This window comes from Pseudoalteromonas sp. MTN2-4, from assembly GCF_042848605.1.
Classification (GTDB): Bacteria; Pseudomonadota; Gammaproteobacteria; order Enterobacterales; family Alteromonadaceae; genus Pseudoalteromonas.
Genome location: NZ_BTGK01000010.1, coordinates 70,780 through 89,439, shown reverse-complemented (window position 1 = coordinate 89,439; position 18,660 = coordinate 70,780). Strand labels below are relative to the sequence as shown.

At 43.5% G+C, this 18,660-nt stretch carries 18 protein-coding genes and 1 riboswitch; of the genes, 1 reads left to right on the top strand and 17 read right to left on the bottom strand.

The genetic code is table 11. From position 1 onward, the window contains the following. From ACGHEH_RS18600 to ACGHEH_RS18565, 8 genes are all read right to left on the bottom strand, one after another. Window positions 1-747, bottom strand: a complete 747-nt coding sequence (locus ACGHEH_RS18600; protein WP_390448394.1) for a HesA/MoeB/ThiF family protein — start codon at window positions 745-747, stop codon at window positions 1-3. Beyond that, window positions 747-2,282, bottom strand: a complete 1,536-nt coding sequence (thiE, locus tag ACGHEH_RS18595; protein WP_390448391.1) for a thiamine phosphate synthase — start codon at window positions 2,280-2,282, stop codon at window positions 747-749. Before thiE ends, ACGHEH_RS18600 begins: the two co-directional genes overlap by 1 nt. A 34-nt stretch (window positions 2,283-2,316) precedes the next feature. Beyond that, window positions 2,317-3,102 carry a thiazole synthase gene (locus tag ACGHEH_RS18590; protein WP_390448388.1) on the bottom strand — a complete coding sequence of 262 codons (786 nt, stop codon included), beginning with the start codon at window positions 3,100-3,102 and terminating at the stop codon, window positions 2,317-2,319. 1 nt (window position 3,103) lies between these two features. After that, the gene (gene thiS, locus ACGHEH_RS18585) at window positions 3,104-3,298 is read right to left on the bottom strand and encodes a sulfur carrier protein ThiS (RefSeq protein ID WP_058031113.1); all 195 of its coding nucleotides are present in this window, start codon (window positions 3,296-3,298) and stop codon (window positions 3,104-3,106) included. Further along, complete coding sequence (locus ACGHEH_RS18580) at window positions 3,295-4,305, bottom strand: FAD-dependent oxidoreductase (RefSeq protein ID WP_390448384.1); 1,011 nt, start codon at window positions 4,303-4,305, stop codon at window positions 3,295-3,297. The genes thiS and ACGHEH_RS18580 overlap by 4 nt, the downstream gene beginning before the upstream one ends. 71 nt (window positions 4,306-4,376) lie before the next feature. Further along, window positions 4,377-6,326, bottom strand: a complete 1,950-nt coding sequence (gene thiC / locus ACGHEH_RS18575; RefSeq protein WP_390448382.1) for a phosphomethylpyrimidine synthase ThiC — start codon at window positions 6,324-6,326, stop codon at window positions 4,377-4,379. A 131-nt stretch (window positions 6,327-6,457) separates the two neighbouring features. Further along, window positions 6,458-6,558, bottom strand: a riboswitch (TPP riboswitch). Between the two features lie 32 nt (window positions 6,559-6,590). Further along, complete coding sequence (locus tag ACGHEH_RS18570; RefSeq protein ID WP_390448380.1) at window positions 6,591-7,037, bottom strand: META domain-containing protein; 447 nt, start codon at window positions 7,035-7,037, stop codon at window positions 6,591-6,593. A gap of 31 nt (window positions 7,038-7,068) precedes the next feature. Continuing rightward, window positions 7,069-7,458 (bottom strand): acyl-CoA thioesterase, encoded by a 390-nt coding sequence (locus ACGHEH_RS18565; RefSeq protein ID WP_390448377.1) that lies wholly within the window; start codon window positions 7,456-7,458, stop codon window positions 7,069-7,071. Window positions 7,459-7,645: 187 nt separating this feature from the next. Between ACGHEH_RS18565 and ACGHEH_RS18560 the strand changes: the two genes are divergently transcribed. Beyond that, window positions 7,646-9,727 (top strand): TonB-dependent receptor, encoded by a 2,082-nt coding sequence (locus ACGHEH_RS18560; protein ID WP_390448374.1) that lies wholly within the window; start codon window positions 7,646-7,648, stop codon window positions 9,725-9,727. Between the two features lie 108 nt (window positions 9,728-9,835). Here the strand turns inward: ACGHEH_RS18560 and speD are convergent, their stop codons facing one another. From speD to trpS, 9 genes are all read right to left on the bottom strand, one after another. After that, complete coding sequence (gene speD / locus ACGHEH_RS18555) at window positions 9,836-10,645, bottom strand: adenosylmethionine decarboxylase (RefSeq protein WP_058031119.1); 810 nt, start codon at window positions 10,643-10,645, stop codon at window positions 9,836-9,838. Window positions 10,646-10,744: 99 nt separating this feature from the next. Next, a complete protein-coding gene (locus ACGHEH_RS18550) occupies window positions 10,745-11,143 on the bottom strand; it encodes an OsmC family protein (protein ID WP_390448370.1) in 399 nt (132 codons plus the stop codon). Window positions 11,144-11,224: 81 nt separating this feature from the next. Further along, on the bottom strand, window positions 11,225-11,560 hold the full coding sequence (locus tag ACGHEH_RS18545; RefSeq protein WP_390448579.1) for a DUF3802 family protein: 336 nt from the start codon (window positions 11,558-11,560) through the stop codon (window positions 11,225-11,227). Between the two features lie 153 nt (window positions 11,561-11,713). Beyond that, window positions 11,714-13,186 (bottom strand): succinylglutamate-semialdehyde dehydrogenase, encoded by a 1,473-nt coding sequence (gene astD, locus ACGHEH_RS18540; RefSeq protein ID WP_390448367.1) that lies wholly within the window; start codon window positions 13,184-13,186, stop codon window positions 11,714-11,716. 15 nt (window positions 13,187-13,201) lie between these two features. Then, window positions 13,202-14,218, bottom strand: a complete 1,017-nt coding sequence (gene astA / locus ACGHEH_RS18535; protein WP_390448364.1) for an arginine N-succinyltransferase — start codon at window positions 14,216-14,218, stop codon at window positions 13,202-13,204. 69 nt (window positions 14,219-14,287) lie between these two features. Continuing rightward, window positions 14,288-15,499: an aspartate aminotransferase family protein gene (locus ACGHEH_RS18530; RefSeq protein WP_138478307.1), complete on the bottom strand. Its 1,212-nt coding sequence runs from the start codon at window positions 15,497-15,499 to the stop codon at window positions 14,288-14,290. 299 nt (window positions 15,500-15,798) lie between these two features. Beyond that, window positions 15,799-16,974 (bottom strand): HDOD domain-containing protein, encoded by a 1,176-nt coding sequence (locus ACGHEH_RS18525; RefSeq protein ID WP_390448360.1) that lies wholly within the window; start codon window positions 16,972-16,974, stop codon window positions 15,799-15,801. A gap of 34 nt (window positions 16,975-17,008) precedes the next feature. Continuing rightward, on the bottom strand, window positions 17,009-17,596 hold the full coding sequence (locus ACGHEH_RS18520; RefSeq protein WP_390448357.1) for an anthranilate synthase component II: 588 nt from the start codon (window positions 17,594-17,596) through the stop codon (window positions 17,009-17,011). A 56-nt stretch (window positions 17,597-17,652) separates the two neighbouring features. Beyond that, the gene (trpS, locus tag ACGHEH_RS18515) at window positions 17,653-18,657 is read right to left on the bottom strand and encodes a tryptophan--tRNA ligase (RefSeq protein ID WP_390448354.1); all 1,005 of its coding nucleotides are present in this window, start codon (window positions 18,655-18,657) and stop codon (window positions 17,653-17,655) included. Window positions 18,658-18,660 lie beyond the last annotated feature (3 nt).

Here is an 18,660-nt window from a genome sequence, read left to right as displayed (position 1 = left end):
CTAACCGCTCGTGCAGTGTTCGCATTCTGGGTCTTTGTATAGCCCAAATGATTTTTGCTCTAACGTTAAACCATCAACTTGCTTAAAAGCGCTACCACTATGATGACCTAAAATCATGTTTACGGTATAAAGCGCCTGCATTGAGCCTATAATGCCTAATAACGGGCTGATTACTCCAAAATTATCGCAGTTTTGTGCCACTTGTCCGTCCCCCTCTGGGAATAAGCAGGCATAACAAGGGCCTTCACTTCTAAAATCAAATACCATCACCTGGCCTTGGGTTGCGATGGCTGCACCTGAGATCAAGACTTTTTGCTTCGCAAGACAGTATTCATTCAGTAGATAACGAGTTCTAAAGTTATCGCTACAATCTAGGATAAAGTCGGCATCAGCCAATAACATATCTAAATTTTCTGCGCTTAAACGTGCGTGCACAGGGTTTAGTGAAATTTGATTATTTAGACTGGTCAGCACCTTACCCGCAGCTTTAGCCTTGCTTTGACCAAGGTGATTTACCTTATACATAATCTGACGTTGAAGGTTAGACAGCTCAACTTCGTCATCATCAATGAATGTCAGTTTCCCTATGCCTGAAGCCGCCAAATACAATAAAGCTGGGCTGCCTAAACCGCCACAGCCGACTACGGCTACATTGGCACTTTTCAGCTTATTTTGACCTGCTTCACCGACTTCTTTGAGTAACAAGTGGCGGCTGTAACGTAGCCGCTCTTTGTCATCCAATGCCATTAAGCTTCACCTCGTCCTTTGCGAATTGCTGCTTTGAGCTCAAGAACCGCATTTTGGTGGTCATCAGCTAGGGTGATAGCACGAACAACCGCGACACTGCCCACACCAGTACTGGCAACCTGCTCAGTACGCGCTATATCAATACCGCCTATGGCCACAGTCGGGTAATGTGCTTTCATTAACGGAACAAAATGCTTTAGCTTTTCAAGACCTTGAATTTGTCCTGTCATGTCTTTGGTTGTGGTTGGGTAAATCGCGCCGAAGGCTAAGTAACTTGGGCGGTAATTGTGCGCACGCACCATTTCGTAAAAGCCGTGTGTCGATACGCCTAAACGTAAACCCGCATTTTGAATTGCCGATAGGTTAGCTTCACTTAAATCTTCTTGACCAAGATGCACACCATACGCACCATGCTCGATGGCTAACTGCCAGTAATCGTTAATAAATACTCGGCCTTGATATTTCTCACCCAGCATGATGGCAATTTTGATCTCCGCTTCTAGGTTTGGATCATTTGGATCTTTAATGCGCAGTTGAACGGTCGGTACGCCTGCGGCTAAACATTTTTCAACCCAATCGGCAGTATCAACAACCGCATAAAGCTCCAGTTCACCGTCAGTGTCGGCAAAACCTGCCGCAAAATTAAAATCATCCGGTGCAGCCAGTTCTAATTCATCGGCTAACCAACTACCCGGTTCAATCACTTGCGGGAAGTGAGTTAAGTCTTCTGGGAAGCCGGTGTGCGCTACTGGACCAATACCTTCGCCATACCTTACGGCAGCTGCTAAACCTTGATTAATATACGCTTTGCCTAAAATAAATGCATCTTTTAACGGGTAGCCTTTGGCAAGACAAGCCGCGATACATGACGATAGGCTGCAACCAGTGCCATGAGTATGAGGAGTGACTACCGCCTCGTTTCCTAGCCAGTATTCTTCTTTACTGTCACTGCGACAATAATCTATACAGTAGCCTTTCGGGAAATCCCAGTGACCGCCTTTGATCACCGCAGAGCCTGCACCAAAAGCCTGTAACTTTTCGGCCGCTTCAACCACTGAACTTGGGCCAATAAGATAAATACCTGTGAGTAATTGTGTCTCGTGTGTATTTGGGGTGATCACATCCACCAGCGGGAAAAGATACTTTTTCAGTGCGTCAACCGTGTCTTCTTCAGTTAAGGTGTCACCACTGGTTGCAATCGCAACCGGGTCATACACCACCACAGGCGGCACCGCCCACGTTTTTTTGTAGTGAGCAATGTGCTCTGCAATTAGCTCTACTTGCGCGATATTGGCAAGCAAGCCTATTTTTATCACTTTTGCAGGCATATCTTGCGCAAGTGCATTGAGCTGAGATTCAATCACGGCATTACTAACAGGGTTTATGGCGTCAACACCAAGGCTATTTTGCGCAGTCAGTGCCGTAATAACCGTACAGCCGTGTACACCAAAACTGTGCATGGCCTTTAGGTCGGCTTGAATACCTGCGCCACCGCCACTGTCTGAGCCTGCAATACTCCAAACAACTTCTGACATGTCAGACTCCTAAATTATTTATCTATTTCTATTTTTAATCTTGGTGCCAAAACGGCATGCCCATGGTCGGCGTAGAAGGTGCTGCCACCTCTTTTTCAGGCATGGCTTTGGCTTCATAACTAAAGCGCCCTGCTTCTACTGCAGATTTAAACGCTTTGGCCATGGTCACCGGGCAACCCGCACCAGCAATGGCCGAATTTAATAGTACCGCATCATAACCTAGCTCAAGCGCTTGGCAAGCATGCGACGGTAAGCCTAAGCCTGCATCCACAATTAAAGTATGCTCTGGCAGGCGCTCACGAATGGTTTTTAAGTTATAAGGATTTATTAACCCTTTGCCTGTGCCAATTGGTGCGCCCCAAGGCATCAATACCTCACAGCCTAAATCGGCCAGTCGCTGACAGATCACTAGGTCATCGGTGCAATAAGGCAGTACTTTAAAGCCATCTTTGATCAAAATGTCAGTCGCTTCTAATAAAGCCACGGGATCAGGCTGCAAATTATACTCATCACCAATCAGCTCTAGTTTAATCCAATCAGTATCGAAGACTTCGCGACACATTTGCGCCAAGGTCACCACTTCTTTCACACTGTGGCACCCTGCTGTATTAGGCAATACACGCAGCCCAGTGTCTTTGATTAATTGCCAAAAATCTTGCCCTGCTTCAACTGAATTTTGACGTCGCAACGACACAGTCACAATTTGCGACTGTGATACCACCAGCGATTGCTGCATAATTTGCGGAGACGGATAAAGCGCGGAGCCTATCAATAAACGGCTATCAAAAGTTTCGCCATAAATGGTAAGTGGTTTACGCATTCTATCCCCCTTGAATAGGCGACAATAACTCGATTTGATCGCCCTCTTTTAATTCAGCCACAGCACATTGGCTGCGCGGTACAAACTGCCCATTCACAGCCACTGCAAATGGCGGCACTGCGCCTTGCGATTCAATAAATGCTTGTAAATTAGTGTCGGTTAGCGCGACTTGTTGACCATTGAATACGACGTTCAAAGTAACCCCTTGCTCAGTGCTTGCTGCACCACAAAAGGTGCAAGTAAATAACCATGGCGATATAAACCATTAATTTGGATGAGGTTGTCTTTTACCTCAATATTTGGACGATTATCAACAAATGCAGGTCTTAGCCCAGAATTAATCGACATTACTCGGCCCTCACTAAAGCCGCTGTGTACCGTGTAGGCAGCTGACAACAACTCTAGGGTAGAGCGCACCGTGATCGGGCCATTATCTTGCGACTCAATTTCAGTCGCACCAATGACAAACTCATGATTGGGTTTAGGCGCAATGTAAATTGGGTAGCGGGGATGCATTAAACGCACAGGGCGAGTTAACGTCACTTCTGGTGCATACACGCGGGCGACTTCACCACGTACGCCACGCAGCCCCGACATTTCATTTTTGGCACCTAAGCCGCGACAATCGATGATCCAATCGAATGCTTCACCGTTTACTTGCCCTTGTTCGCAATACACAGACTGCCCAAAATGAAACTCAACATCTTGCTGTTTTAGCGCCTCAAAACTGGCGCGGTAAAAAGCCAAGTTATCGAGCTGGCCTTCACATGGTAAAAATATGCCTTGATGAAAACGCCCAGCAAGCTCTGGCTCTAACTGAGAAATATCTTGACTATTGGCTATGTGTGCTTGGTGTCCAGCGAGGGGTTTCAAACGTTGTGAAAAGCTTTGTAAGTCACCCTTGTCTTGCTGATGTGCAACAACTAGGGTACCTGCTTGTTGAAAAAATACTGGGGAAGAAAGTTTTGCCAAAAGTTCAGGCCAAAGTGCCATGGCTTTTAAGCCATCTTCGGCTAAGTCTGCTTCACAAATTACCGACTCTGCCAACGGCGCTAACATGGCTGCTGCTAACACACCGGCGCTGCTATTTGCTTGTGCGTCGTCTTTTTCAAAGATGCTTAGTTGATAGTGCTCCATCAGCATCAATGCTGCAACACGCCCTAACAAACCAAACCCTAAGATCGCAACTTTTGGTTTACTCATTTCTGCCCCTAAAAACCCGAAGGTTATAAAACAATGCCATGCTGTGCGCATGGCATAATCATCTAGCGTGACTAGATTGCTTTGTGATAAAGCTCAGAGCCTGTTTGTTTAAACTCTTCAGACTTGGCTTTCATTTCAGCTTCAACATCGATCATCTTGATCTTAATTGCGTTGTTATCAGAGATATCAACACCTTGTGCTTCTAGGTCTTTCGCGTAGTCACGTACTTCTTGGGTGATCTTCATTGAACAGAATTTAGGACCACACATAGAGCAGAAATGCGCCACTTTGCCTGACTCTTGTGGTAGCGTTTCGTCGTGATACTCAAGCGCACGCTCAGGATCTAGACCTAGATTGAATTGGTCGTGCCAACGGAACTCGAAACGCGCTTTCGATAATGCGTTATCACGAATTTGTGCACCTGGGTGACCTTTCGCTAAATCCGCTGCGTGAGCGGCGATTTTGTATGTGATAAGACCTTCTTTCACGTCTTCTTTGTTTGGTAGACCTAAGTGCTCTTTTGGTGTTACATAACACAGCATAGCCGTACCATACCAAGCGATCTGCGCAGCACCGATACCAGAAGTAATATGATCATAACCCGGTGCGATATCGGTCGTTAATGGACCAAGTGTATAGAAAGGTGCTTCATGGCAGTGCTCTAATTGCTCGTCCATATTTTCTTTGATCATATGCATTGGCACGTGACCTGGACCTTCGATAAACACCTGAACGTCATGCTCCCACGCAATCTTCGTCAGCTCACCTAAAGTACGAAGCTCTGATAATTGTGCTTCATCGTTGGCATCCGCAATTGAGCCCGGACGTAAGCCATCACCCAGTGAGAAACATACGTCATACTGCTTCATGATCTCACAGATGTCTTCGAAGTGTGTGTATAAAAAGTTTTCTTTATGGTGCGCTAAGCACCACTTCGCCATGATTGAACCACCACGCGATACAATACCGGTGACACGTTTTGCTGTCATTGGTACGTAGCGAAGTAATACACCAGCGTGAATCGTGAAGTAATCCACACCCTGCTCTGCTTGTTCAATCAGTGTATCACGGAAGATTTCCCATGTTAGGTCTTCAGCAACACCGTTTACTTTTTCAAGGGCTTGGTAGATTGGTACAGTGCCGATTGGCACAGGTGAGTTACGTACAACCCATTCACGCGTTTCGTGAATATAACGGCCTGTAGACAGGTCCATTACCGTATCTGCACCCCAACGCGTTGACCATACTAGCTTCTCAACTTCTTCTTCAATTGAAGAAGTGACTGATGAATTACCAATGTTGGCGTTCACTTTTACTAAGAAGTTACGGCCAACAATCATTGGCTCTGATTCTGGGTGGTTGATGTTGTTAGGAATGATAGCTCGACCACGTGCCACTTCTGAGCGAACGAATTCTGGTGTGATGAACTCTGGAATTTCAGCACCAAACGACTCGCCTTTGTGCTGTTGCGCTAATAATTCTTCACGAATTTTTTCACGACCCATGTTTTCACGAATGGCTACGAATTCCATTTCTGGGGTGATAATGCCCTGACGCGCATAGTGCATTTGCGTCACATTTTTGCCTTTTTTAGCACGACGAATTTTAGGTAAGTGCTCAAAACGGATGTGATCAAGGCCTTCATCAGCCATACGTTGCTGAGAGAACTGTGAGGTTACAGACTCAAGCTCTTCTGTGTCGTCACGATTTAAGATCCACTGCTCACGGTATTTAGGTAAGCCTTTACGTACATTTAGCTCAAAGCCCGACTCTGTGTAAGGGCCTGATGTATCGTACACACGGATTGGGTCATTTTTCTCAAAAACAGGGTTTTCTTCTGTGCCACCAATAAAGCTGTCGCTTAGAGTGATTTCGCGCATACCTACACGTACACCCGCCTGCTCACCTTCTACATACACTTTTTGTGAGTTCGGAAACGGTTGGCCAGTAAGGTTATAAATATATTCTGATGCCGCGGCACGGGTTTCGCGACGGCTTGGCTTGCTACTATTGTTTGACATGACTTGCCTCATGGTTAGTTAAGGTGTCTTGCCAGATCTCCAGATGGAGAGAGATGGGGGTTAGCCCAATTGGTCCGAGCTAAATGCATGCACGACGCATATTAGCTTTTTGCAGCCAGCAAAGATATTTGCTTGCAAGGCAGCTTGTTCCCTACGCAGGTTTTAACCTGATCAGGTTCACGGATCCCGCAAATAATGCGATCTCAGCCCGAAGGCACTCCGACAAGTAACGAATTGAGTGCAGTCTACTTCATAAACAATAGCTTATTCAAGACCATCTAAACGTTTAAAGGTCAGGATTGGCTTACCATTTAGTATTAGGACCTTATCTGAAACCGTAAAAGGCACTCCGATTTCTAACATATTCAGTAGCATACGCTCTTGTTTATCGAGCTCATCGGAGCAGAGCATTTTTGTCATGCCGATTTGCTCAACATATAGCTGATTGCCTTCAATACGGGTTTTACCAAAGAAACGGTTGCATCCTGTGTGGCCCATGATCTGATTGTCTTCAACGAGCTGTAGGCGCATTTCACTGCTGCGCTGCTCAACTTCATCAATATGACTTAACTCCCAATGTCCTTGCGGTAACGTCTTTTCAGAGAAAGGGTTAAGGCTATTTGGGTCGTCCCACACCATGGTGCAACCAGATAAAACAGCAGAGCCCGATAAGCCCAAAACAATGGCTAAAGTAGATAACTTATTTTTCATGCATGGCTTCCTATGTTTAGGGCTATAGTTTTTATGTAAATAACTGCTCAAGTTGCTCAGGCACAAATGGGCGACCTTTTGCATTCACCGATGTACCTGTCACAACTGCATCCAGCATCAATTTATTGTCTGTTGCGCGGATCACCTTTTGATTAAAGGCGAATTTCAAACGGCTTAAACGCTCTACTTCGACTTCTACGTAAAAAGCATCGCACGGCTTTAATGAGTCTTTGTAGTTCATTTCTGAGCGGATCACCACTAAATTGACCTTATCACGTGCAAGTTGCGCAAAATCGATATTTTTAGCTGCCAAAAACTCATGGCGTGCATGCTCTAGATAATTGAAATAGACGCTGTTGTTGACGATACCTTGCAAGTCGCACTCGTAGTCACGCACTTTAAACTCAACTTTGAAACTCATTTAATCCTCATAAACTCGGTAGTCTTTGCCGCAGTTATAACACAATTAAACATAGTTTCACTTCTCTGTATGGTCTGATTTGTTAGAATAGCCAGCGCGTGCCGAACTTAACAGCTTATTTTGAATTGAACAAAACTGACATTCAGAACGTATGCACGCCTCACTATCAAAACGGAATAGCCTGAAAATGAAAGCAAAAATCTCTCTGTTATGCGCAGCCATGCTGCCTTTATTTGCCACTAATGCGGTTGCTGAGCAAAATAGCCTTGAAGTGATTGAAGTCACCGGTGACTTCAAAAAAGAAAGCATTCAAACCTTAAGCGCCAGTGCCAGCGTATTAGGCGAGCTTGAAATTACACAACGTGGTGCCAGCTACATAGATGAGATTTTAAATTCAGCGGCTAACGTCAACTTCACTGCAGGCGCATCTCGTGGTCGCTTTGTACAAATTCGTGGCGTTGGTCTTCGCTCTCAATTCCAAGACCCAATCCAGCCAAGTGTGGGTTTACTCATCGATGGCATTAACTACTCAGGCCTTGGTGGCAGTGCATTGTTATTCGATGTTGAGCAAGTTGCCGTTTATCGCGGCCCGCAAGGTACACGTTATGGTGCTGATGCCATGGCTGGTATGATTGACATGCAAACCACTGCGCCTAGCCAAGATAAGGCATTGAAGGTGAAGTTAGGTGTCGGCAACTATAATAGTTATGAAGCAGGTATTGCTGCAGGCACAGGTTTAACCGACAGCTCAGCCATTAGAGTGAGCGCGTTCCAACGTAAGTCAGATGGTTATACTGATAACTTATATCTGGACCGCCCAACCCAAGAGCAAGATGAACAAGCTTTACGATTAAAGCTAAGCAATGAATGGAGCGATAGCTTTAATACTTCACTTGCTGTACATCACATCAATATCGAAAACGGTTATGATGCATTCACACTTGATAATAGCCGCAATAGTGTTGCTGATGAGCCGGGTCAGGATAACTTAGAAAGCGATGCTTTCTCTTTAACTGCAAATTACACCGGCTTTGAAACAGTCAATATCACAGCAACGGCAACTGGCTTGCAAGCAGATTCACTGTACAGCTATGATGAAGACTGGGTATGTAAAAACGCCAACCAAGCAAGTTTATGTGCAGCAGGTCTTCACCCTTGGGGTTACAGCTCTACTGATATTTATTCACGCGATACTGAAAAAGGCACTTTCGACCTACAAGTAAGCTCGAAACAAAATGACTGGGTTGTTGGCCTTTATTCTGAGCGTCGTGATGTAGACTTAACTCGTATCTATAATGACCCTAGCAACCCTTTCAATTCTAGTTTTGATATCACTAACACCTCTGTGTATGGCCAAAAAGTAACATCAATCGCAAAAGATGTTGAGCTGATCACCGGATTACGTGCAGAAAGCTATGAAGCTGACTACAAAGACAACAATGGCTTTTCAGAAACAACCGATAAAACCATGCTAGGCGGCAAGGTTGCGCTAGAGTATCAAGTTGTACCACGTACAATGATCTACACCAGCCTATCTCGTGGCTACAAAATCGGGGGGGTAAACGGCGAGGCACTTGCGAAAGCGAAAGATGAAAACCTAAATATTCAGCCAGAGAACTACACCTTTGATCCTGAATATTTATGGAATGCAGAGTTCGGTGTAAAAGGCCAATCTGAAGATAAAAGCCATACCTTGCGTGTAACTGCTTTCTACATGAAGCGTGACGATATGCAATTAAAGCAATGGCAAGTTCAAGACCAACAATTCGCTGGATATTTAGATAATGCCAGCTCAGGTAAAAACTATGGCTTTGAAGTAGAAGGCACTAAACAATATACAGAGCGCCTTGCACTTAACTATAGTTTTGGCTATTTACGTTCGAAAATTAAAGGCTTCACCACTTCTAATGGCATCGACCAACACGGTAGAGATCAAGCCCAAGCACCTAAATATCAATATGCGTTCAGCTTTAACTATGCGCTAACAGATAACTTAGAAGCGCAACTTGGCTTTGAGGGCAAAGATAGTTATTACTTCTCAGACAGTCATAACGACCAAGCACCTAATCAAAATCTAATTAATGCAAGTGTAAGCTACTACAATGAAAACTGGTCACTGACCGCTTGGGGTAGAAACCTAGCTGATAGAGATGTGCCTGTTCGCGGCTTTGAGTTCGGTAATAACCCACTTAAAGAGTACGCGACTGAAAATTACTACCAGTATGGCGAGCCTCGCCTCGTCGGTTTGACGTTTAAATACGAGTTATAAATGAAATACCTTGTGGCATAAAGCACGGGGTATTTTTATCTCGCCAATAAAATTTTAGGCACAAAAAAGCGCGCAATTAAAATGCGCGCTTTTCTTTTTTCTGAGAGATTAACCTAATTCAGGCAGGTTACGACCATAGAATACTTCTTGGATCTCACGCTCTACTTTCGCGCGGATTTCTTTTTCTTCTTCTGCACTTAAATCATCTGTGCTTAAGCCGAATAGATAAGTATTTAAATCAGTCTCTTTTAACATCATTTTAGTGTGGAATAAGTTTTCTTGGAAAACATTCACGTCCACCATGTGATACGCTTCTTTGGTATCTTCAGTCATGTAATTCTGGATTGAATGAATTGCATGATCAATGTAGTGTTTTACCCCTGTGATATCACGCGTAAAACCACGTACACGGTAATCGATTGTCACCACATCCGACTCTAGAGAATGGATTAAGAAGTTCAACGCTTTAAGTGGAGAGATTACGCCACAGGTTGATACTTCGATGTCTGCACGGAATGTACAAATACCATCGTTAGGGTGCGCTTCAGGATAAGTGTGAACACAGATGTGACTCTTATCTAAATGTGCAACCACTGACTCAGGAAGTGGTCCAGGTGTTTCGTTACTATCAAATGTCTGCTGCTCTACAGGTTCTTCAGACACAAGAATAGTAACACTTGCACCTTGCGGATCATAGTCTTGGCGAGCAATGTTCAGAACATTTGCACCAATGATATCTACTACTTCTTTTAGAATATCCGTTAGGCGATCAGCGCTATATTGCTCATCAATGTATTCTAAATATTCTTTACGCTGTTGCTCCGTTTTAGCGTAACAAATGTCATAGATACTAAAGCTTAAACTTTTCGTTAAGTTATTAAAGCCATGGAGCTTAATTTTATCAAAGGGCTTGTTCACTATACTCAACCTTTAAACAATAAATCTGCAACGCAGAACTCAAAGAGGGCGGATTTTATACGAAAAATCCGCACTGAAAAAGCGTTATTTTGCAACGCTTTAAACAACCTCATGACTGTGAGTAATTTCTACTGTTTTATCAAGCATTAAGGCCACAGAACAGTACTTCTCAGCAGACAGCTGAACCGCGCGTGCAAGGTGCTTTTCAGAAACATTTTTACCGGTAACTACAAAGTGTAGATTTATTTTGGTAAATACTCTAGGCGCACTTTCAGCGCGCTCAGCTGTTAGCTTAACTTCAACATTCTCAACCTGTTGTTTTGCTTTTTTTAGAATGCTCACCACATCCACCGATGAACAGCAACCCGTCGACATTAAGACCATTTCCATTGGGCTTGGCGCAGTACCATCAGCGCCTGTGTCAAATACCACATTATGGCCAGACTGTGAGCGGCCAATGAAAGTATCGCCATCAACCCACTTAATATTTGCTTCCATTTTTTACCTCTATAAATACAAACACCGCCTTCAAGCGGCGGTGTTATAAAATGCTATAAACTGTTTGAGACTGCAATTATTTTAGAGCGCGGCGTCGAATAAGTTTTTAACCAAACCTGCAAACTCTTCAATAAACTCTCGTTGCTCTTTGGTCACTCGTTGCTCTGTCACGCTAGACAGCACTTCTTGCAAGTCATAGACGATACCATCTACCTCACGGACAATTAAGCTGCGTTGCTCAGTTGATAACTCTGTGTTTTGCTCACAGATTTTAATTACATACTCAGCGATGACATCTTCAATTAACTCCATCACCCTTGGTGCACCCGGTTCAATCTCACCAGGCTTTTCAAACAAGGTTAAATTGTGGGTTAAGTACATTACTAACTCATCATAGCCCTGTTTATCTAATACCATAGTTTGTCCACCTGAAACTCTCAAAGCATCTCCTATTGATTTAAGCAGAAACTCACCTGCATTGCTACTTTTACAGCTAACGGATGAAAAAAAAGCAGCCTAAGCTGCTTTTTTTAATACTTTTATTCTACCTAAATAGATAGAGACTGTGAATTAGTCGATTGATAAACCTGGGCTTAATGCACCTGGTAATGTCACTTTTTCTAACTCAACAGACGCTACTGGGTAAGCACAGTAATCTGCTGCATAGTATGCACTTGCTCTGTGGTTACCTGACGCGCCAATACCACCGAATGGTGCAGCACTTGATGCACCTGTAATTGGGCGGTTAAAGTTAACAATACCTGCACGAATACGACGTAAGAAGTAGTCGTAATCTTCAGCATTGTCACTTAATAGACCTGCAGATAGGCCAAAGCTTGTATCGTTCGCTTTTTCGATTGCGGCATCGAAGTCTGTGTAACGGAATACTTTTAGTAATGGACCGAAGTGCTCATCATCTGGGAAGTCAGTGACATTTGAACACTCAAGGATACCTGGTGTTACAAAACCTGTGCCTTCTTTATGTGTCAATTCGATGATAGCCTCAGCACCTAAGTCAATTAGTTGCTGTTGCGCTGCAACCATACCTGCTGCTGCTTGATTTGAGATCATAGAACCCATAAATGGCTGATCTTCATCATCGAAGTTACCGACTTTGATTGCTTTTGTTGCACGTACTAGGTGCTCAAGGATCGCATCACCCTGCTCGCCTGCAGGTAAGAATAACTTACGCGCACAAGTACAACGTTGACCGCTTGAGATAAATGCAGATTGAATAATGTCGTGAACAACCGCTTTCGTATCAGACGCATTTTTTACGATTAATGGGTTATTACCACCCATTTCTAGCGCAAGAATTTTACCTGGCTGACCAGCAAACTGCTCATGAAGGATATGACCTGTACGAGAAGAGCCAGTAAAGAACAAGCCATCGATACCACGGTGAGAAGCAAGTGCTTTACCTGTTTCTACTTCACCTTGTACTAGGTTGATCACACCTGCTGGAAGGCCTGCTTTTTCCCAAAGTTTAAGTGTAAGCTCAGCAACATAAGGTGTTAGTTCTGATGGCTTAAAGATAACCGTGTTACCCGCTAACAATGCAGGCACGATGTGACCATTTGGTAAGTGACCAGGGAAGTTATATGGGCCAAATACAGCTACAACACCATGTGCTTTGTGGCGAATAACCGCGCGGCCAACTGGCATTGCGTTTTCAACCACACCTGTACGCTCATGGTATGCTTTTTCTGAAATGGCAATTTTACCAACCATAGCACCCGCTTCAGTACGCGTTTCCCATAGTGGCTTACCGGTTTCTTTCGCAATCGCAATTGCCAGCTCTTCACTATTTTCTTTTAACTGCTCAGCAAAACGTTTAACAACCTCTAAACGCGCTTCAAATGCCATGTCGCTCCAGCTATAAAAAGCTTCACGCGCTGACTTTACAGCTGAATCAACTTGCTCAGCCGTTGCTGAGTTTGCTTGCCAAATAACTTCGTTATTTGCTGGGTTCAGTGATGAGAATGCCTCACCTTGACCTGCTAACCATTCACCATTAATAAATTGTGCGGCATGTGTTGTCATAATAAATCTCTATTTTTATATAGTTGCGATGCTGACTTTGTCACCATCCACTAAATTCAATGCGTTTGCCAACTCTGCTGAGATAATGACGTTATCAGAATTGTCATCAATCTGAAGCTCAGCAACGGTTGCACGATACCCTTCCAGTTTATCATTTGCAATCATCACAGGTGAACCACCTGGGTTATCACCAATTGACACTGTTTTAAAGCTTGATGAACGTACAGTACGAATGTTATCTACTTTTGCTTCAACCGTCGGACCTGCGTCGAAAATATCAACATAACCGTTAAAGGTGAAACCTTCACTCTTAAGTAGCTCAATCGCTGGACGCGTATTATCGTGCACTTGGCCAATCACTTCTTGTGCTTCTTTACTCAGCAGATTCACATAAATTGGGTATTTTGGCATAAGCTCAGCAATGAACACTTTCTGACCGATACCCGTTAGGTAGTCTGCCGTTGGGAAATCCATTGAGAAGAAGTGCTCTTCAAGCCATTGCCAGAATGGGCTTTGACCATTTTCATCCGATACACCACGCATTTCAGCGATAACCGTATCTGCAAAGCGCTGCTGGTGTTGTTTGATAAACATAAAACGCGACTTTGACAATAGCTTGCCATTAAAGCCCCTACGATGCCCCTCTTTCAAGAACAAAGTACATAACTCAGTTGCGCCTGTGTAGTCGTTACATAGAGTCAGAATATCAACCGCTTTATAAACATTCAAGGTACGCGATGAGTGGATCACCTTACTCAGGTGGTAATGATAGAACGCATCATCTAAACCAACAGCGGCTTCAATCGCACTGGTACCCACTACTTCGCCAGTTTTAGTGTCTTCTAAAACAAACAAATAACCTTCATCAAAAGGGACATCCGTTTCTTTTTTGAAAGACGCTTCAGAGCGTTCGATTTTGCTTTGTAATAGCGCTTCATTATTAGGTAATGAAGTAAAGCCATGACCTGATTCATGGGCAATTTTTAAAAGCGCTGGATAGTCGCTTTGCTGGATTGGGCGAAGGATCATCATGAGTCCGCTTACTCCTAAAAAGTTAACTTGACGGTAGACAAGGCCAAGCAAGCTTGGCCACTCAAGGAATTAAGCGTTTGCAGCTACAACTGCAGCAACTGCTTTTTCGAAACGAGCCATACCTTCACGGATATCCGCTTCAGGAATAACCAATGATGGCGTGAAGCGAACAACATCAGCGCCTGCCACAAGTGACATCACACCTTCTTTCACGCCTGCGACTAAAAACTCTTTCGCGCGGCCTTTGTATGTTTCGTTTACAACACCACCTAATAATAGACCTTTACCACGAATTTCGCTGAATACGTTGTATTTGTCATTAATTGCAGTAAGTAGTTCACGGAATAGTGCTTCTTTCTCTTTAACACCGTTTAAAACAGCTTCGTCATTTACCGTATCGAACGCCGCTTCTGCAACAGCACAAGCTAGCGGGTTACCACCGTAGGTTGAACCGTGTGTACCAATTTTTAAATGCTTCGCGATTTCAGTCGTTGTGATCATCGCACCGATTGGGAAACCACCGCCTAGCGCTTTTGCAGTTGTTAGAATGTCAGGAATAACATCTAAACCTTGGTAAGCGTATAGGTCACCAGTACGACCAACACCTGTTTGTACTTCATCAAAAATAAGCAACGCATTGTGCTTAGTACATAACTCGCGGACACCTTTAACAAAGTCAGCTTCTGGAGATACGATACCGCCTTCACCTTGCAGTGGCTCCATCATCACAGCACATGTGTTGTCAGAGATTAGCGCTTCAAATGCAGCTAGGTCGTTATAGTCACAGTGAACAACATCACCTGGCTTAGGACCGAAACCATCAGAATACGCAGCTTGGCCGCCCACAGTTACAGTGAAGAAAGTACGGCCGTGGAAGCCTTTGTTGAACGAAATGATTTGTGATTTGTCAGCGCCGAACTTATCAAGTGCAAAACGACGTGCCAGTTTAAGTGCTGCTTCGTTCGCTTCTGCACCTGAATTTGCAAAGTAAACTTTTTCTGCAAATGTTGCGTCTGTTAATTTTTTCGCTAAACGCAATGCAGGCTCGTTTGTCATTACATTTGATAGGTGCCAGATTTTTTCACCTTGCTCTTTAAGCGCATTGACTAATGCTGGGTGACAGTGACCTAAACAGTTAACAGCGATACCACCTGCAAAGTCGATAAACTCGCGGCCTTCTTGGTCCCAAACGCGAGAACCTTCGCCTCGAACTGGAATAACTGCTGAAGGTGCATAATTAGGTACCATTACCTGATCGAATAATTCACGATTAATAGTCATTTTCTATCCCCATAAAGTTGAGTTAGGTGCGCTAAAACTAGTATTGAGTGTAGTTAGTTCGCGGCTAAAAATAGCCGTATGGCACAAATTTCATTCACCCATTATTTCAGAAAAAAACCTTAAAGTCTCATTTAAAACTTTCATAGAGCCCTTGATATTCAAGGGTTTGGGATAGTTTTTCATAGTGAGTGAATAACTATTTAGGTGCACTCGATAGATTTGACTGTTAAGAGAAGGAAAAGCCACTAATCGAGTTAATTAGTGGCTTGAATGAATAGTCGCAAAAAAAATCTTAAATTTTACAAAATTGTTAGCTGTAAACTATTAAAGTTACATTTTGCTAGCGTAGTGAGTTCCTCATTTGATAACCCCAGGTGAGCAAACCAATGAGCTGCTTCATCCTTTTCGATAAACTGATTGTCTTTGAGGATCATATACAAACTATAACCATGTGCCTTACGCAATACCTGACTTAGAGGTAAATAATCGGCTGACTGACTATGCGATTGAGGTAAATAATTAGCTGCGAACTCTTCCATCGGTGCCATAAATGGCAAATACCTAAACGCCATCTTTTCTATTAGTTTAGCCGATAAGTTTGCAGAGTGATTGAGCAAAAGCCCCCTTAAGAAAAGCGGATCTGGTGATAGCTCCAATAGTGCAGAGTGAAGGTCTTTATGGTTTTTATCACGAGCGATGTGCACCTTTTCCTGCCAGACCTTTTCAAACGTTCTTAGATACAAGCGCGTTAAAGCGACTTTACCCACATCTAATAACACACCTAGCGTAAAAGCATGCTGCTCTTTTACACCGTTCAATTCAGCTAAATGCTTTGCTGCAATTCCCGTTGTCATACTATGATCACGGAGTTTGCGCTTTAATAAAGGAAATGGCGATGTATCGTGAGGCATCCAATGACGCATTGCAAAAGTCGGGATGACCATTTGTAAGTTTTCAAGCCCAAGATAACGAAGTGCCAGTGCAGGTGTATCAACTTTGACTGTGACACCTTTTGAGCTTTGCTTACGATATTGCGGTAAGTTAACTAAGGAAACCAGATCTCTGCCTAACCAAGTTAATTCATTAACCAAGGGCTCAATACGCCCAACCGACGCTGACTTTACGCCCAATATATCTAAAATAGTAGGCAACGCATCCTGAATACCAACAATCTCATGATAGATATTATCTATATCATCTATTTGCTTTTGAATTGATGACTCAATAATCTGATGCAGGTGATTACTGGCTTTCGCAATATATTTATGGTGACTGGTGCTACTCTCTTTACGTTTTGCAGCGGCAGCAATTTCAACCTCAAGCATAGTACGTTGCGGTATTTTCTCACCATAATTTAGATCTAGGGTATGAATATACCCTAACTGTTGCTGCGCAAAGTTATGACTAATAAACAGATCATGCGCACGTTCATTGAGTGCGATTGAAGTCCTGAGTTGCCGGGATAAGTCAGTCATTGAACGTTCTTATGTTCCTATTTTAGCGTTTCTTTTACTTAGAAAAGCGGCGAATAAAATTATTTAGTAAAGCTAACCCTTGCTCTGTGAGTATCGCTTCAGGATGAAATTGCACACCTTCTAAAGCCATTTCAGTATGGCATAAGCCCATTATTTCATCCACTTGTTGCCTGTCATTCTCTGTCCATGCAGTAATCTCAAGGTCTTCGGGCAAACGCTCTTTAACAACAATCAGTGAATGGTAGCGGCATACTGTTAAAGGGTCAGGTAAGCCTTGAAAAACGCCTTTATTTATATGGCGAATTTGCGAAGTTTTACCATGCATAACTTCTCTGGCTCTTATCACTTGGGCGCCCAAAGCTTGTGCAATCGTCTGGTGGCCAAGGCAAATCCCCAGTATTGGAAACTGCCCTTTTAATTGCTCAACAACAGACAAAGAAATGCCTGCCTCATTGGGACTACAAGGTCCAGGAGAGATCACAATATGCTCAGGGTTAAGCGCTCGTATATCAGCAATACTCAACTCATCGTTGCGTTTTACTACAACGTCTTGATCTAAGCGTTGGAAATACTGCACTAGGTTATAGGTAAACGAGTCGTAATTATCGATCATTAATAACATAGAAATTTCCATAAAAAAGCCAGGCGATAAAGCCTGGCCTAAATTATAAAACCAAATTATGGACGAGGTATGAAACCTACCGCATCATAAACCGCTTTTAGCGTTTTCTCAGCACGAGCACCTGCTTTTTCAGCACCATTACGCATGATGTTATCTAACAGCGTTTGATCTTCACGAATTTCTTTGAAACGTGCTTGAATTGGTTCGATCATATTCACCACAGCCGCAGCAGTATCTTTCTTCAAATGACCATACATTTTGTCAGCATATTCTGGCACTAAATCTTCAATCGAACGCTTAGTTGCCACTGAGAGTAAAGTTAGAAGGTTTGATACACCCGGCTTTTCATCGCGATCGAAATAAATACGCGCTTGCTCATCTGAATCAGTGACGGCTTTTTTCAGCTTCTTCTCGATTTTCTTAGGCTCGTCTAACAGCATGATGTACGCATTTGGGTTTTCATCCGACTTAGACATTTTCTTCAGTGGATCTTGCAAGCTCATCACGCGCGCGCCAAGTTCAGGGATATAAGGTTCTGGTACTTTGAAAACATCACCGTATAAATTATTAAAACGTGTTGCGATATCACGAGTTAACTCAAGGTGTTGCTTCTGATCTTCACCGACTGGTACTTGGTCAGCTTGATATAATAGGATGTCTGCAGCTTGTAACACTGGATATGAGAATAGACCCACATTTACATTGTTAGAATGCTTTGAAGACTTATCCTTAAACTGCGTCATGCGGTTTAGTTCGCCCATTTGCGCGTAGCAATTAAGTACCCATGACAACTGTGCATGTTCAGGCACTTGAGATTGTACAAATAACGCTGATTTCTCAGGGTCAATACCACATGCAGCGTACAATGCAACGCCGTCTAACACGCGCTCGCGTAGCATTTTAGGATCTTGGCGAACTGTGATTGCGTGTAAATCTACTAGCATAAAGAAACAATCATGATCTTGTTGTAACTTAAGCCACTGGTTTATGGCGCCTACATAATTGCCTATCGTCATACCACCGGTTGGCTGAATGCCACTTAACACTACTGGTTTAGTCATGTT